Origin of the sequence: Chitinophaga sp. HK235, assembly GCF_018255755.1 — a bacterium.
Classification (GTDB): Bacteria; Bacteroidota; Bacteroidia; order Chitinophagales; family Chitinophagaceae; genus Chitinophaga.
Genome location: NZ_CP073766.1, coordinates 2,007,021 through 2,022,219, shown reverse-complemented (window position 1 = coordinate 2,022,219; position 15,199 = coordinate 2,007,021). Strand labels below are relative to the sequence as shown.

The 15,199-nt window shown below is 46.5% G+C and carries 17 protein-coding genes; 10 read left to right on the top strand and 7 right to left on the bottom strand.

The window, feature by feature from the left end:
- Nucleotides 1-2 precede the first annotated feature (2 nt).
- From KD145_RS06445 to KD145_RS06400, 10 genes are all read left to right on the top strand, one after another.
- Complete coding sequence (locus tag KD145_RS06445) at nt 3-689, top strand: hypothetical protein (protein WP_212005087.1); 687 nt, start codon at nt 3-5, stop codon at nt 687-689.
- Nucleotides 690-792: 103 nt separating this feature from the next.
- The gene (locus tag KD145_RS06440; protein WP_212005086.1) at nt 793-1,368 is read left to right on the top strand and encodes a TerD family protein; all 576 of its coding nucleotides are present in this window, start codon (nt 793-795) and stop codon (nt 1,366-1,368) included.
- Nucleotides 1,369-1,394: 26 nt separating this feature from the next.
- The gene (locus KD145_RS06435; protein WP_212005085.1) at nt 1,395-2,078 is read left to right on the top strand and encodes a TerD family protein; all 684 of its coding nucleotides are present in this window, start codon (nt 1,395-1,397) and stop codon (nt 2,076-2,078) included.
- A 108-nt stretch (nt 2,079-2,186) separates the two neighbouring features.
- Nucleotides 2,187-2,825, top strand: a complete 639-nt coding sequence (locus KD145_RS06430) for a VWA domain-containing protein (RefSeq protein WP_212005084.1) — start codon at nt 2,187-2,189, stop codon at nt 2,823-2,825.
- A 94-nt stretch (nt 2,826-2,919) separates the two neighbouring features.
- The gene (locus KD145_RS06425) at nt 2,920-3,555 is read left to right on the top strand and encodes a VWA domain-containing protein (RefSeq protein ID WP_212005083.1); all 636 of its coding nucleotides are present in this window, start codon (nt 2,920-2,922) and stop codon (nt 3,553-3,555) included.
- Between the two features lie 7 nt (nt 3,556-3,562).
- On the top strand, nt 3,563-4,192 hold the full coding sequence (locus KD145_RS06420) for an AIM24 family protein (protein ID WP_212005082.1): 630 nt from the start codon (nt 3,563-3,565) through the stop codon (nt 4,190-4,192).
- A complete protein-coding gene (locus tag KD145_RS06415) occupies nt 4,192-5,247 on the top strand; it encodes a TerY-C metal binding domain-containing protein (RefSeq protein ID WP_212005081.1) in 1,056 nt (351 codons plus the stop codon). Before KD145_RS06420 ends, KD145_RS06415 begins: the two co-directional genes overlap by 1 nt.
- 12 nt (nt 5,248-5,259) lie before the next feature.
- Entirely contained in the window at nt 5,260-6,663 is a 1,404-nt protein-coding gene (locus KD145_RS06410; protein WP_212005080.1) for a PP2C family serine/threonine-protein phosphatase, read from the top strand.
- 31 nt (nt 6,664-6,694) lie between these two features.
- Nucleotides 6,695-8,203 (top strand): helix-hairpin-helix domain-containing protein, encoded by a 1,509-nt coding sequence (locus KD145_RS06405; RefSeq protein WP_212005079.1) that lies wholly within the window; start codon nt 6,695-6,697, stop codon nt 8,201-8,203.
- Between the two features lie 22 nt (nt 8,204-8,225).
- A complete protein-coding gene (locus tag KD145_RS06400; RefSeq protein ID WP_212005078.1) occupies nt 8,226-9,029 on the top strand; it encodes a DUF475 domain-containing protein in 804 nt (267 codons plus the stop codon).
- Nucleotides 9,030-9,137: 108 nt separating this feature from the next.
- Here KD145_RS06400 and KD145_RS06395 read toward each other — a convergent pair whose 3' ends face one another.
- The 7 genes from KD145_RS06395 to KD145_RS06365 form a co-directional block, all read right to left on the bottom strand.
- The gene (locus tag KD145_RS06395) at nt 9,138-10,100 is read right to left on the bottom strand and encodes a hypothetical protein (protein ID WP_212005077.1); all 963 of its coding nucleotides are present in this window, start codon (nt 10,098-10,100) and stop codon (nt 9,138-9,140) included.
- A gap of 13 nt (nt 10,101-10,113) precedes the next feature.
- Nucleotides 10,114-11,214, bottom strand: a complete 1,101-nt coding sequence (locus KD145_RS06390) for a toxic anion resistance protein (RefSeq protein ID WP_212005076.1) — start codon at nt 11,212-11,214, stop codon at nt 10,114-10,116.
- Between the two features lie 42 nt (nt 11,215-11,256).
- On the bottom strand, nt 11,257-11,871 hold the full coding sequence (locus KD145_RS06385) for a TerD family protein (protein WP_212005075.1): 615 nt from the start codon (nt 11,869-11,871) through the stop codon (nt 11,257-11,259).
- 31 nt (nt 11,872-11,902) lie between these two features.
- On the bottom strand, nt 11,903-12,457 hold the full coding sequence (locus KD145_RS06380) for a TerD family protein (RefSeq protein WP_212005074.1): 555 nt from the start codon (nt 12,455-12,457) through the stop codon (nt 11,903-11,905).
- Nucleotides 12,447-13,313, bottom strand: a complete 867-nt coding sequence (locus tag KD145_RS06375; protein WP_212005073.1) for a phosphoribosyltransferase family protein — start codon at nt 13,311-13,313, stop codon at nt 12,447-12,449. The genes KD145_RS06380 and KD145_RS06375 overlap by 11 nt, the downstream gene beginning before the upstream one ends.
- Entirely contained in the window at nt 13,289-13,987 is a 699-nt protein-coding gene (locus KD145_RS06370; protein WP_212005072.1) for an HAD family hydrolase, read from the bottom strand. The genes KD145_RS06375 and KD145_RS06370 overlap by 25 nt, the downstream gene beginning before the upstream one ends.
- Before the next feature lie 246 nt (nt 13,988-14,233).
- Nucleotides 14,234-15,169, bottom strand: coding sequence for a hypothetical protein (locus tag KD145_RS06365; RefSeq protein ID WP_212005071.1), 936 nt, complete (start codon nt 15,167-15,169; stop codon nt 14,234-14,236).
- Between the last annotated feature and the right edge of the window lie 30 nt (nt 15,170-15,199).

Below are 15,199 nucleotides of genomic sequence, written 5' to 3'. Positions count from 1 at the left end.
TGATGAAAACGATTTATGTATTTGTATGCCTGATCTTGTCCGTACAGTTTTTGTACGGGCAGGAACAGGCCCCTGAAGAATTTGAAGGGTATATTGAATTTGTACATACCGTCTCCTACACTGACAGTACTGCTGATATAAAAAAAGCAAAGGAACGTTTTGGTACTTCATCCGTTTATTACTACAAAAACGGATGCTACAAATGGGTATTTAAAGGCCGTAAAAATATTGATGGAAATGAGACACTGACGGAAATGTATAGCCCGATCCGAAATGAGGTGTTTATCACTTTTACAGGAAATTCCCCGGCAGTACGTCCGGGAGACCCCCAGAAGCATAGCCAGGTGCTTTCCTTCAAGTATATTTTTGAAAAGGATAGTCTGGCAGGATTTCCCTGTAACCAGTTTTTTATTGAAACGGCATATGGTGATATTAATGTTAAGCGGTTTTTCAGCTATTCGGATAGATTACCCCTGAACCCGGAACACTTCAGTCATTTCAGCCACAATAACTTTGATTTTATATATCCGAAAATAAAGGCAGTGCCTTTGGATATTAAAGTGATTATGGATGACTATTTCATAATGGAGTATAAAGCGGTAAAGGTGGTGAAAAAGCAGCTGGACCCGGCTATGTTTGAATGGCCCGATATTAAAGATCACGATAAGCTGAAAGGGAATAATGAATAAAATTTCCTGATTTTACCTTTGCTACATATGTAAATTTTCAAATATGCAATATTCATTATAATTTAAAAACATTATCTTACCTACGTTTTAAAATTTCAGAACAATGGCTATTAACTTACAAAAAGGACAAAGGATTGATATTGGCTTGTCCAGTATCAGTGTCGGACTGGGATGGGAACCGAATGAAGGAACCAGTGCGGCTTTCGATCTGGATGCTTCTGCCTTTATGATCGATGATAACAGGTTGATTCCAGAAGAAGGTTTTTTTGTGTTTTATGGCAACGTAGATTCTCCGGACAGTGCACTGCATCATACGGGTGATGATCCTACCGGTGGCAACAGTGACGGTGGTGATGATGAAACCATCATGGTAGACCTCACCAAGGTAGACCCCCGCGTAAAGGAAATCCTGTTTGTGGTGACTATCCACGACGCTATCGCCAGAAGACAGAACTTCGGACAGGTAAGGGATTCGTATATCCGTATCGTTGATAACGCCAATTCTCAGGAGATAGCCAAATATGAACTGGGAGAAGACTTCTCTATCGAAACAGGTGTGGAGTTTGGCCGCCTCTATGTAAAAGAAGGAAAGTGGAAGTTTGAAGCCTCCGGCAAAGGTTACAAGGAAGACCTCTCATTTTTCCTCTCCAAATATTTTAAAGGACAGATCATTAAATAATATCCTTCATACTTAAACCTATCCATATGGCTATTAACTTAGTTAAAGGTCAAACGATTGACCTTCGCAAGAACGATAAAGGAGAAGAATTTGATCTTTCTACCGTGACGGTAGGATTGGGCTGGGACGTAAGACAAAAGAAGAGTGAAGGCGGTTTCTTCGGTAAACTCTTTGGTGGCGATAAAAAAGAAGGAGAGTATGATCTGGATGCAGTAGCCATGCTGCTGGACAGCAACGGAAAAGTAGCCAACCTGGGCCGCAGCGTACAAACCAGAGATGGCAGATCGATGGGACTATACGAAAGTGATGTGGTGTTCTTCAACTCCATGAAACATCCTTCCGGCCACATCTGGCTGACAGGCGACAACAGGACCGGTGCAGGCGATGGCGACGATGAACAGATCATCATCAAACTGGACCAGCTGGACCAGCGTTACGATAAAATACTGTTCATGGTGACCATCTATCAGGGACGTACCAACAACCAGCATTTCGGTATGATCGAAAATGCGTTTATCCGTGCGGTAGACCGCAATGGTAAAGAAATCGCGCGCTTCAGCCTTTCCGGCGACAGCACCTATAACGGTATGTGCTCTATGACTTTTGCAGAAATTTACCGTAAAGATGGTGCCTGGAAATTCAGAGCCCTTGGTAATCCGCACCAGTCCGATAGTTTCATCGATGAACTGAAGAAGCTGACCTATTCCTGATTTAGAGATTTATTGATTTAGGAATTTATTGATTTTACTGTAGCATAAAAGATGATGACACGTTAACCCGTGCGCAATGCGTTTTTATGTTCATTTAACCGATATTGTATGAGAAGACTACCCGTTTACCTCCTGCTGGACACTTCCGGCTCTATGAGCGGAGAGCCCATCGAGGCTGTAAAAAATGGTGTGCAGGTAATGATCAGTGCATTACGACAAAACCCGCAGGCCATCGAAACCGCGTTCATCAGCATCATTACTTTTGATAGTACTGCCAAACAGGTAGTACCGCTGACAGATCTGGCTTCTTTCCAGATGGTGGATATCCGCGCTACCGGCACCACCGTGCTGGGAGAGGCTTTGCAGCTGGTCAGCTCCTGTATGGACAGAGAAGTGGCCAAAACCACCACAGAACAGAAAGGCGACTGGAAACCACTGGTGTTTATTATGACAGATGGTGTGCCAACTGATAACTGGCAAAGCGGTCTGACTGCTTTCCGTCAGCGTAAAACAGCTTATACGGTAGCCTGCGCCGCAGGTCACAGTGCTGATACCTCTGTGCTGAAACAAATCACGGAAAATGTGGTGAGCCTCGATACTGCTGATAGTCAGAGCATCTCCCGCTTTTTCGCCTGGGTGACCGCTTCCATCGGCGTCAGTTCTACCCGCGTGGAAGACTCCGGAAAAGAAGTGAGCGGCCTGCACGAACTGCCGCCACCGCCTTCAGAACTGAATATTGTAGTGTGATAAACAGCTGCCTGTTTTCTTCTCACAGAAAAAACAGCATTATCATCTTTCGTGATCATCACACCATCATCAATCATCATAAATATCACAGTTCATGCGACGACTACCGGTATATTTTCTGCTGGACACCTCCGGTTCCATGTATGGAGAGCCCATACAGGCATTAAACAATGCCCTGAGCGGAATGGTCAGCAACCTGCGTATGGATGCCCATGCACTGGACTCTCTGTGGCTCAGTATCATCACCTTTGACAGAGAAGTGAAGGAGCTGATGCCCCTCACTGAACTGGTCAGTTTTCAGCTGCCGGAAATAACCTGTCCTCAGAGCGGTCCCACACATACCGGCGCAGGACTCGATTTTCTCTACCACAGGGTTGTAAAAGATGTACAACGCGGAACGCCCACCCAGAAAGGAGACTGGCGTCCGCTGCTGTTCATTTTTACAGATGGAAAACCATCTGATCAGCAGCTGTACCGGGAAATGATCCCTAAAATAAAAGGCCTCAATTTCGGCGCTATCGTAGGATGCGCCGCAGGCAAGGCCGCCGACAACGATATGCTCAAGGAATTGACGGAGACGGTCGTTCATCTGGACACCGCCGACAGCGCCACGCTGCGCCAGTTCTTTAAATGGGTGTCAGACACCATCGAACAAGGAAATAAAAGTATGGGCACAACGGAACAGGTTACCCTGCCGCCACCGCCCCAGGAAGTGAATTTAGTTATCTGATTGGAACATGAACGTAAAACTTATAGGGCACGATTTTAAAAGCCTGCAGGTAGAACTGTTTCACAACGAAAAATTCTATTGTGAGAAAGGAGCCCTGATCTATTATGAGGAAGGTATCAATTCCTCCATCAATGTTTTTGACAAAGGTGTGGCCGGTATGCTCAAAAGAAAACTGACCGGTGAAAGTATCTTTCAGGTAGAGCTTTGCAACACCAACGTTAATCCGAAAAAACTCATGGTGGCCGGCAGGGTAGGCATGCTGCCGGTCAACCTCAAAAACCTGCCCGGCGGTATTATCTGTAAAGCCGGCTACTATGTGGCTTCTTCAGATAAGATAGACATAGACGTGAAAATGAACCTCACCTCTCTGATCGGTGGGACCGGTTTGATCATGCAGAAAATAACCGGTTACTGCACCGTTTTCCTCGATGTGATAGGTACCGTTGTAACGCTGGACCTGGTAGCCGGACAAACTGTTTTTGTGGATGAAAAAAGTTTTATCTGTATGAATGCCGATATGCAGAACAGAATGTCTTCCCACTTCTCCGGTAGCAATATGCTGGGAGGGGAAGGTCTTACCATGCTCAAAATCACAGGGCCTGGTACGGTATATGTCACCTCCGTAAACTTCCGATAATGAGAAGACTGCCCATTTATTTTCTGATAGATGTCTCCGAATCCATGGTAGGAGAGCCCATACAGCAGGTCGAAGAAGGTCTGTCGCAGATCATTCAGGCCCTGAAAGCAGACCCCTACGCTATTGAAACCGTCTGGGTTTCCATCATCGTCTTCGCAGGACAGGCCAAAACCCTGGTGCCGCTGCAGGAGATCATTAATTTTTACCCACCCCGCTTCCCGATTGGTGGCGGCACTTCCCTGAGCAAAGGGTTGGGACACCTGATGTATGAACTGAGAAAGAACCAGGTGAAAACTACCTACGAACAGAAAGGAGACTGGAAGCCCATCGTATTCCTCTTCTCCGACGGTGTGCCTACGGATGATACCCAACCCGCCATCGCAGAATGGAAGCAGCAGTGGCAGCGGACCGCCAATATGGTGGCCATTTCCTTCGGTAACGAAGCAGATATTCATGTGCTGAAGGAGCTGACAGAAAATATTCTTCATTTCAAAAATAATAATGCTGCCGCTTACAAACAGTTCTTCAAATGGGTAACGGATTCTATTAAAACCAGCAGTGAAAGCGTGGAGAAAAACAGCTCCGGCTTCGAGCTGTCTAAAATATACGACAACGATACCCTTAGTAAAATAGACCTTTCCAAACCGATACCACCACAACAGTATACCGATAGCAATTATGCGGTGCTGGTGGGTAAATGCCAGAACATGAACCGTCATTACCTCATGAAATACCGGCGTTCGGAAGAGGAAGCGAAAATTTATGGCATGGACTTCAACAGGCTGTCGTACCGGCTGGTAGGCGCTTTCCAGGTAGACAATTCCTATAAGGAGCTGTCTGATGAAACAGCCGGTCCTTCCCGGATCAACAGCGATGAGCTGATCGGCAGCCCCACCTGTCCCTGCTGCGGCAACCAGGTAGCTTTTGCCATGTGTGTTTGCGGCCAGATCCACTGTATCGGGGAAGAGCATATCAGCACCTGTCCCTGGTGTGGCAACAAAGGTACCTATGGCATCGGTGAAGGAGGTTTCGATGTGAACCGCGCCCAGGGCTAAAAGCGATCATAAATGGGGAAAAAATATATCCGCGAATTGTTTGCTGCCAAAAATATTACCATCGCCGGCAGCAAGGAACAAATGTTCGAGACATTTGTGAATGATGAACAGAACCAGCGTCTGGCTCAACAGATACTGGAAAATCAGCAAAAACTCATGGACACATGGCAATATAAATCCAGGCTGGTGGATATACAGCAGCAACAGGTGGTCATCCCGAATGCCACGGCCGGCAAGCCTTATCAGGCCCGGCTGGACTTCCGGCAGCTCAACTGGACAGATATCTCCTGGTCGGCCATGGAAGGGCTGGAGGAATACGGTCTGCAATACAATCCTCAGACCGGTGATATTCAGGGTACGCCTGTTAAAAGCGGTGATATCCGCCTGAAACTGAAGTTCCGCCTGGCGACAGCAGGAGAGGGCACTGCACCCAATGAAAAGCAGATCCCGCTGGTGATCAATCCCGATCCTAAGTCGTTATGGAAGGATATTCCAAGCGATCAGGCAGCACCTTTCTGGAAGCCGGACAGTGTGGCCGAATCAGCCCTGCTGGGCGATCGTTTTGTGACAGTGGCCTCCAAACGGGGCCGCAGCCACGCTAATGTGGGTTCTTTCCGGGATGATGACTACGCCTTCCGGCATTTTGAGTCTTCAGGCTGGAGTGTGCTGGCAGTGTCCGACGGAGCCGGCAGTGCTAAACTGTCGAGAGAAGGGGCCCGCCTGGCCTGTACCGGTATTGTGCAATACTTTGAACAGTATTTTAATACCGTCCCCTCCGGTGATTTTGATGCCCTGCTGCAGCAACATGTGGCGGGTACCGGCACCGACACACAGAAAAAAATTACCCGTTTTGTATACGACAACCTGGGCAAAGCCGCTTTTACCGTCCATAAAAAACTGGAAGAATTTGCTGCCAATCAACAGGTTTCGATAAAAGATCTTCATTCCACCCTTATATTTGTGCTGCTGAAGAAATATGCTTTTGGCTATGTCATTATGAGCTTTGGAGTAGGAGACTGCCCTATCGGGCTGCTCAACAGGGACTGTTCAGAGATCACGCTGATGAACTGGCTCGACGTAGGAGAATTTGGCGGCGGTACCCGGTTCATTACTATGCCGGAAATCTTTACAAGCGATAAATTCCCCACGCGCTTTGGTTTTAAACTGGTGCAGGACTTCTCTTACCTGATGCTGATGACAGACGGTATCTACGATCCTAAATTCGTGGTGGAAGCCAACCTGGAGAAAATCGACACCTGGAAAGAGTTCCTGGCCGACCTGGGCGGAAAAAATCCGGACAACACAGTGGTACCAACAGGTATCGCCAGTCCTGAAGCCGCCAGACGCCTGTCTGCCTGGCTCGACTTCTGGAGCCCGGGCAACCACGACGACAGAACTTTGATGATCGTCAGCTAACTGCATATTCATTAGGTAACGTACAACGAACATGAACACAAAAACGGTCCATTCTGTCATACATCCCGGTAAATCATATCAGTATATTGATAATGGAGAACCTATGCGCGGCGGAATGAAAGATGTGTACTTCAGCCCCGATAAGTCTTATGTGGTGGCGTTCTACAGGGATGAACAGGACTTCAGCTCCAAAGAAAGATTAAGGAAAATAGTAACAGAATACTACAATAGTTTCTTCAACCGCGAGGGAGGCAACTATTACAAAGACCTCTACTGCTGGCCTACTGACATGGTGGAGCAGGACAAAAAGGTGGGCCTCATCGTGCCTTGTTACAATAAAAACTTCTTTTTCAAAAAAGGATATGCTACCAGCGACCTGATCAAGGGTAAAGAGAAAGAAGGTAAATGGTTTGCTTCTCCTAAATTCAGAAATAAACAGTTTGCACTGCGACTGGATGAAACAGAGCTGGGCAACTGGTTAAGTTATTTCCAGGTCTGTGTAAACATCGCGAGAGGCGTAAAGCGCCTGCATGCCGCAGGACTGGCCCATTCCGACCTCTCTTATAAAAACGTTTTGGTAGATCCGGTGAGCAAATCGGCTGCCATCATCGATATAGACGGACTGGTGGTGCCTGGTCTTTTCCCGCCCGATGTAATCGGCACCGCCGATTTTATTGCGCCGGAAGTACTGGCCACCAAACACCTGGACGTAAAAGATCCCAGCCGGAAGCTGCCCAGCAGGCTTACAGACCTGCATGCGCTGGCCGTTATGATCTATATGTATCTGTTGTACCGGCATCCGCTGAAAGGCGGTAAGGTGCATGACCTTGACACTGAGAAAGATGATCTCTTGTCTATGGGCGAAAAAGCCCTGTTTGTAGAGCATCCGCAGGACACGTCCAACCGGCCCAAGCTCAACCAGCTGAATCCGAAAGAACTGCCCTGGGCCGATGTCAGCAAGTTGCCGTACTCGATTACCGGCCCGTATCTGAAAGAGCTGTTTGACCAGGCTTTTATTACCGGCCTGCATCAGCCCAACAACCGGCCGCCAGCCGAAATGTGGGAACAGGCACTGCTGAAAACCACCGACCTGATGCAGCCCTGCAGCAACACAGCCTGTGAACAGAAATGGTATGTTTTCGATAATACCTTTTCTCCCAAATGCCCTTTCTGCGGTACCCCGCATCAGGGCACACTGCCGGTGCTCGACCTGTACTACGAATTTAAACCTACCGTCTGGAAGCCGGAAAACCACCGGCTGATGGTGTATCATAACCAATACCTGTTTCCATGGCATGTCAACCGGAACATCATCCGCAATGAAAGACTCACTGCAGAACAAAAAGTACCGGTAGGATATTTCACTTTTTACCAGGGCAAATGGGTGCTGGTCAACCAAAAACTAGACTCCCTGAAAGACCTGACGGAAGACAGGGAAATACCACCTGGTACGATGGTGGAACTGACAGATGGTAAAAAAATTCTGTTGTCCAGAGAAGAGGGCGGCAGGGTAGTGATCATTACAATGGCGAACAAATAAGAACCTATAAAAACACACTGAAATGAATTTTGCTGATTTACTGCAACAAATTATCAACAATCCTATCCCTTCCCTGATCGTGGTCGGGAACCTGATTATTATTGAAAGCCTGCTTTCGGTAGATAATGCCGCTGTGCTGGCCACCATGGTAATGGACCTGCCCGAAAAACAACGCGACCGTGCCCTTAAATACGGTATTATTGGTGCTTATCTGTTCCGCGGACTCGCTATGTTGTTTGCCTCTTTCCTGATTCAGTTCTGGTGGCTGAAAGCGCTGGGTGGATTATACCTGCTGTATCTGGTATTCAGCTGGGTAAAAGACCAGAGAGCCAAACGCAAAAAAGAGAATCAGGTAGAAGAGGAAGAGGAATCCATTGACAAGGAAAAGAACTGGCTGTACAAGGTTACTGTAGGTGCTATCGGTCCCTTCTGGGCCACTGTAGCGCTGGTGGAGCTGATGGACATGGCTTTCTCTATCGATAATATCTTTGCTGCAGTAGCTTTTACTGATAATATCCTGCTGGTTTGCCTGGGTGTATTTATCGGTATCCTGGCCATGCGTTTTGTAGCACAGGCTTTTGTAAGACTGATGACCAAATTTACTTTCCTGGAAACAGCGGCCTATATCGTGATCGCTATCCTGGGTGTGAAACTGTCATTGTCTCTGTATGAGCACTACAACCCGTATTCTCCACTGACAGAGTTCCTGGAAAGCCACATCGCAGATGTATGGACTTCTATCCTGACAGTAAGCGTGTTCGTTATTCCGATCATTACTTCTGCTTTGCTGAATGTGCCTAAGAGAGGTAACACCGCCGAACGGTGATATATGTGATGTGGATGATGCTCCTGATAAGCGGAGATTTAAGCGATTGACATTAACGAAATAGTATTGCATCAGTCTTCGGGCTGATGCAATTTTTTTTAAGGAAGATTACAGGCCGTCGGTATTGAGCATGGTCCTGAGGATGTTGGTTTGTACATCGAAGCTGCCGATTTTCTGGAGGAAGTCGACATCGGAGATTTTCTCGTAATACTCGTGGAGCAATGCCTTCACATGGTCGGGGAGGGCGGTTTTGATAAGATTGGCCTTACTTTCCAGCTGATCGTTTTTGTCGGCCATTTCCTGTGTGAGCTTTGCTTTTTTAGATAAGGTATTGGACCAGTCGATATCGGTGATGCCGGAAAGGTCGCAGAGCAGGAAAAGATTTCTGGAAGGAAGAAAAAGATACTGGCGGTCCAGTGTCAGGAAGCGGTATACTTCCGCGAGCATATTGCCGGACTTGAGTCCGCAGAAAAACTCAGTTTTGAAATCTGTTTTACACAGCAGCCCCATTAGTTTTTTCTGGATGGTGGCATGGCTGTTTTTATAGACGTCATCGGGTTCGTAGGTGATAAGGGCCGACATTTGGTCGGCCGTGATATCATAATAGAAGTCCTGCGAGAAGCGGCTGCTGAAGGTGTTGATATTTTTGGAGAAAGGATATTCGTCGGTGTTATCGGAGAGTGTCTGGTACAGTCTCCGTAGCGACAGGTTGATTTTCAGTGCCTGTTTCTGTTTGTCGAGCGTATAGTTTTTTTCGGAAAAAACGGAGCTGTTGAGTTTCTCCATCATTTCCCTGTTGAGTTGTATCTCGTCGTAGATAAGGCTTACATTCCTTTCGTTGGCGGATTTGATTTTCTTCAGCAGTTCGATGGCAGAAGCGGTATACTGCAGATGGAACAGTTCGAGCTTGTTGATATCCAGCTCGGGATTGGTTTCAAATAATTTATGGACAACCTGGCTTCGGAGATATATTTTGTAAATAATCTCTTCTTCAAAAAAAGCGGACAGCAACTGAAGTTTGCTGATAGTTTTATTTGATTCATTTAATATAATTGCCAGGTTATCCTCCATTACTTTTACACGATTAGCTAACGTTAGTTACATTTTTCTTCAGCTCTGTTTCCAGGTTTTGCAGTTCGCTGTTCAGCACTTTACGGCTTTCGGCGCCCTGGTCGTGGATTTTCTTCACTTCATGCAACGTTTCGATGAGTGACTGGGTGGTCCTTTTCAGTGTTTCGATAGACACCACTGTCTTCTCGTTTTCCTTTGCTACCTCAATACTGTTCTGTTTGAGCAGGTCTGCATTTTTTTGCAGGATGGTATTGGTAGTATCGGAGATTTTGCGTTGCATCTCTACGTTGGCTTTCTGTCTTTGCAGCGCTACCGCGATGGTAAGCTGGTTTTTCCAGACAGGGATGGTGGTAGAGATGATGGACTGCGCTTTTTCTGCGATAGAGGTGTTGTTATTCTGGACCAGTCTGATCTGAGCGAGTGACTGCAACATGATGAAGCGTACTATTTTCATATCGGCCAGCCTTTTGTCGAGGCGGCTGATAAAATCTCTCAGGTCGGCGATTTCGTAGTCGTTGTAGTTGGCGGCGTTCAGTTCCATCTGAGCGAGTTTTTCACTCAGCTCATTGAGTTTCAGCTGTCCTGAAATGATCAGGTCTTCCATCTGCTTGATGTAGTTGACATTGCTGTCAAACATGGTTTGCAGGGAGCTGTTGTCTTTCAGGGAATTGATACGTCCGGCCTTGATTTTATTGGTGATTTTATCAATATTATTGATAACGGTGTCATATTTCTGAAAGAGTTTCTGGGCGTCAACGACCAGTTTTTTCAGAAAAGGCATTTTGGAGATGAAGCTTTTAAAGCCGCTTTGGTTCAGCTCATCCACATCGATGTAGTTCAGTTCAGAGAGCAGTTCGTTGATCAAACCGCCTACTTCACCTGAATTGTAGGTGCGTACAGAAGTCAGGAATTCGTTGCTGTAACGTTCCATGGAGTTCTGTGCATCGGCCCCGTAGTTCAGGACTGAGTTCACATCGGTGGTAACCAGTGATTTATTCAGCTCGTTGTACTTCTGGGTCTCTGCCGGGGTAATATTGGACAGGTTGGCATTGCCGTCTTTGTCCAGTCTTACCGGGACGAGTGCCTGATCGGTAACATTAGGATTTGCTTCCATAAGGTATCAGATTAAAAAGTGATAGCATTACAAAGGTAAGGACTACAGGTATTGCCTTGCAACAGTATCCACGGTATCGGGCAATTTTTTGTCGCGGGTAGGCTCACCGATGGCGTTGAACCTCCATTCACCGTTCTTTTTGTAGAAAACGCCCATTACCATAGACACATGACCGGCAAAACCGGGGCCGCTGGCGATGTCGTAGGTGGCAAACACTTCGTTTACGCGGGAAGGGGAGCCTTCATAGATGCGGATGGAAGCGAATGGGATGGTACCGAAATCGTGACCTCTGAAGCTGTTGAGCACAAAAGCTACATAGTTGGTGGTGCTGTCGAGGCGGGAGAAGTCAAGGGTGATCACTTCGTTGTCCAGGCCGTCATTGCCATTCATGTCGCCGGTCAGGTCGTCGCCGCTGTGTTGTACTGCCCCGTCTTTGGAACGGAGGTTGCCGAAGTATACGACGTCCAGGAGTTGTTTTTGTTCATTGAACAGGGCGCAGCTGCCGTCGAGGTCTACTGCTTCCTTGGATTTGGACAGGCCAAAAAGACCTTTCTTTTCAATAGCGCCCCAGTTGATGCCTACACAGATATGCTGCAGTTTGGTGCCATTGCTTTTTTCGAGGTTGATGCGCTGTCCTTTTTGAAGATTAATAGCCATTGTATTGTTGTGTTATTCGTTGTGTTACTGATTAGTTGTATTTGTTCAGATAGTCCTGCAGTCCGCCTTTCATGCCTACGCCTACAGCTTCGAACTTCCATTCGTCGTTGCGTTTGTAGATACGGCCGAATTCCACGGCTGTTTCGATGGAGAAGTCTTCTTCCAGTTCATACTTCAGTATCACTTCGTTGGTAACGGAGTCGAATACACGCACATAGGAGTTTCTTACCTGGCCGAAGTTCTGCCTTCTGGCATCCGCTTCGTGGATGGTTACTACTACGCATATTTCGGTGACACGGGGATCTACCTTAGACAAGTCTATTTTGATCTGTTCGTCGTCGCCGCTGCCTTCACCGGTGAGGTTATCGCCGGTATGTTCTACTGCGCCATCAGGGGAAACGAGGTTGTTGTAAAAGATAAAGTGCTGGTCGGACAGGATCTTTTTGTTTTCTCCCATAACAAAGATGGAAGCGTCCAGGTCGAAGCTGGTGCCGGTAGAAGAGGCGTTGGTGTCCCAGCCCAGTCCGATCGTAAATTTGGGAGCATTAATTGCCTGCCGTTGTCCTTTTTGCAAATTAATTGCCATGTTCTATGCTTTTATGTTTTCTTTGAAATATATAGTTGTTAATATAATGAAGATTCCGTTGATAGGCTTCAATAGTATGATAACTATTGCCTAATGCCATATCGTACAAAAGATGGATGAACTTGTCCGATTGATTCTGCAGGAAAATACAAAATGAATCGAAATCGTAATTGAGAATATATTTTACAATTCTGGTATTGATACAGAAATGTTCATCCTGAATGATTTTTTCCAGGTGGAAGATAGACTTCACAAAATGGTAGTTGAGGAAGTTCTCAATGCTGGGATGTATGCTATGGTTCTGCAATTCAGCGAAATAGAGCAAATACATCTCATTGGTCAGCTGATAGGCTTCCACCATTTTGAGGATCATTCTTTCGTGTCCGCCGGTGATACGGATATCATCGAGGAACAGGATGGTTTTGCCGGCCAGGAATTCCCGGTCTATATGAAAAGAATCGTTACCGATCAGTTTCAGTCGTTGTTCCGCATCCAGTTCACCGTAATCCTCCCGGTAGGTGATGATACGGTGTACTTTGGTTTCCTGCAGTACCGGATGGCCGTTGGCAGCCAGCCACCTGTTGAGCCGGAAAACGAAATGGTTTTTCATGGCGAAGGTGGCGGTAGGGATAAAGGCATAGGGGCTGGACACCACCACCAGTTGTGGGATGGAGCGTCCTGTCAGGTGATGTGCTATAAACCCATCTGCCAGACTGATACCAAATTTTGCGGCTACCGCGTCGTCTCCGAATTTAAAACGGCTGTAGTCGTCCGGACAGAATCCGAAATCGCTGGCATCAGTGATTTTGTGCAATGAATAGGTCTGTTTCATCAGTTCAGTAGACTTGAAATACATTGATTGTTGGAGTTGACCAGTAAGGTATGGATACCTATGGCACTGGCTCCCTGAATGTCTGCTTTCACGTTGTCGCCTATATGAATAATATGCCCGGGAGCCAGTACTTCCCCGTTTCTGGCGCTGGCAATATGCTCCAGCATCAAACGGAAAAACTGCTCATTCGGTTTAGACATCCCCGTTTCATCTGAATATAACTGAAAATCGAGGTAACGGTCCAGTTCCAGTTCCTGCAGCACCCGTCTCAGCGTACGGCCTTTGATGAAGGCCGTGTTGCTCAGCAGGCTGAGTGTACAGCCCTGTCTTTCTTTGAGCGTACGCAATACGTTCATGGTAGCGGAACAATACACCATCGGCAGATATTTCATTACCAGTGATTCCATTTCTCCGTAAAGTGCCTGCAGATCTATCTTCTCAAAATCATACCGGTGGTCATTCATCTCACTGATCACCATCAGGTACAATTCTTCCGCTTCGAGATTGCCACCGGTTTTTTCGTTGATGGCATTCGTCATAAGGTCAATCCTGCGGAAGATCCGGTCGGTTTCTTCCAGCGATTTCTGCTGCTGGTTAAAATGATCAAAAAAAAACCTTGTTCTTTCCTGTTTAAAGGAAGGGTTTGATCTGATCAGTGTTAACCAGAGGTCAAAGGAATAATGATAATAGTTGTTCATCTGTTGTTGATGGCATAAGTAATGGCGGTCATGGAACAGCGTTTAAATCAGGGTTAAACCTATTTTGTTGGTAACATAGCATTCATAAGTTATAAGCTGATCATTGGTCTATGAGCCGGGTTAATATCAAAAAGCCTGCCGGTAATATTTTATGCAACTAATATAACACTTAATCCTACACGAAAATGAAATATTTTCAGGATTAAGATATTGATAATAAACGATTTCTGTCAAAACGACCTGAAATTATCTAGTGCTGCGGCCATTTTGCAGTTGTTTGATCTTTTCGGCCATGGCCTGGTTTTCTCTGGTCAGTGTTTCGATTTTTTTATGTTGTTCGATCATGTACAGAGTCAGCTCTTCTATTTTCTGCAGCAGCCGGGCGCTGATATCGCCCAGGTCCAGCCCTTTATCAGTTACTTCTTTTGCAGAGGGAATGTTGGGCAGATGCTGATTGTCCTGAATGAATTTTTCCACGGCCGGTAATGCAGGCAGCGTGTAGGAAGGGTCAAATACAAAATCAGCCCAGTTGTCCTGGTTCACTTTTACTCTTTTGGTATTGATCATTCCATTCACATTCAGCGTAGAGGGGTGGAGGTTAGTGCCCAGATTGACATTGTTGGCATCATCATACTGAACCATGAGCCCGTCATAGGCCTGTGTGGCTTCTCCGTTCAGATAAAACAGTTCTGAAATGCCTAATTGGCCCTGGGGGCCGCTGCCGGTATAAAAAGTAAATCGGATCTGGGCAAACAAGCCATTTATATCCTTGATGAATTCACCGTTAGCATTGTTAGTCACCTCCGCCAGCGTTACCCAGCCGGGGCCACTTATATCGTAACCTTCAACCTTAAAATGAACAGGAGCCCAGTAGCGGGTTGTCCACCCCACGTAGGCGAGTCGCTGAGTGTTTTGTACTTTAAAACCTTCTATAGTGATCACAGTAGGATTACTCTCCGAAGGGGCGGTGGTATAGGCAGGATCGTACCTTCCATCAAAGAGTTTGTAAAGGTCCAGCTGGTTGCCGCCTGCCTGCGTCACTTTAAAGCGGGTGTTGGCATAAAAGAGCATATTTTTTTCCAATCCTGCGTAGCTATTATTAGCAGGGGGAACGAGTGTTGCAGTTTGGGCGTACAGGGAAACGGGCAACAACAAGGCACAGGCCATCCACATTTTTTTCATTGGTACAGGGTTTAGATTAAAAAAAATCAA

Bases quoted from the DNA above. Each gene is read 5' to 3' on its own strand.
- KD145_RS06390 (WP_212005076.1), bottom strand. From the start codon at position 11,214: ATGGAAGCAAATCCTAATGTTACCGATCAGGCACTCGTCCCGGTAAGA.
- KD145_RS06405 (WP_212005079.1), top strand. From the start codon at position 6,695: ATGAACACAAAAACGGTCCATTCTGTCATACATCCCGGTAAATCATAT.
- KD145_RS06380 (WP_212005074.1), bottom strand. From the start codon at position 12,457: ATGGCAATTAATTTGCAAAAAGGACAACGGCAGGCAATTAATGCTCCC.
- KD145_RS06370 (WP_212005072.1), bottom strand. From the start codon at position 13,987: ATGAACAACTATTATCATTATTCCTTTGACCTCTGGTTAACACTGATC.
- KD145_RS06420 (WP_212005082.1), top strand. From the start codon at position 3,563: ATGAACGTAAAACTTATAGGGCACGATTTTAAAAGCCTGCAGGTAGAA.
- KD145_RS06445 (WP_212005087.1), top strand. From the start codon at position 3: ATGAAAACGATTTATGTATTTGTATGCCTGATCTTGTCCGTACAGTTT.
- KD145_RS06415 (WP_212005081.1), top strand. From the start codon at position 4,192: ATGAGAAGACTGCCCATTTATTTTCTGATAGATGTCTCCGAATCCATG.
- KD145_RS06435 (WP_212005085.1), top strand. From the start codon at position 1,395: ATGGCTATTAACTTAGTTAAAGGTCAAACGATTGACCTTCGCAAGAAC.
- KD145_RS06425 (WP_212005083.1), top strand. From the start codon at position 2,920: ATGCGACGACTACCGGTATATTTTCTGCTGGACACCTCCGGTTCCATG.
- KD145_RS06365 (WP_212005071.1), bottom strand. From the start codon at position 15,169: ATGAAAAAAATGTGGATGGCCTGTGCCTTGTTGTTGCCCGTTTCCCTG.
- KD145_RS06375 (WP_212005073.1), bottom strand. From the start codon at position 13,313: ATGTATTTCAAGTCTACTGAACTGATGAAACAGACCTATTCATTGCAC.
- KD145_RS06430 (WP_212005084.1), top strand. From the start codon at position 2,187: ATGAGAAGACTACCCGTTTACCTCCTGCTGGACACTTCCGGCTCTATG.
- KD145_RS06400 (WP_212005078.1), top strand. From the start codon at position 8,226: ATGAATTTTGCTGATTTACTGCAACAAATTATCAACAATCCTATCCCT.
- KD145_RS06395 (WP_212005077.1), bottom strand. From the start codon at position 10,100: ATGGAGGATAACCTGGCAATTATATTAAATGAATCAAATAAAACTATC.
- KD145_RS06410 (WP_212005080.1), top strand. From the start codon at position 5,260: ATGGGGAAAAAATATATCCGCGAATTGTTTGCTGCCAAAAATATTACC.
- KD145_RS06440 (WP_212005086.1), top strand. From the start codon at position 793: ATGGCTATTAACTTACAAAAAGGACAAAGGATTGATATTGGCTTGTCC.
- KD145_RS06385 (WP_212005075.1), bottom strand. From the start codon at position 11,871: ATGGCTATTAATCTTCAAAAAGGACAGCGCATCAACCTCGAAAAAAGC.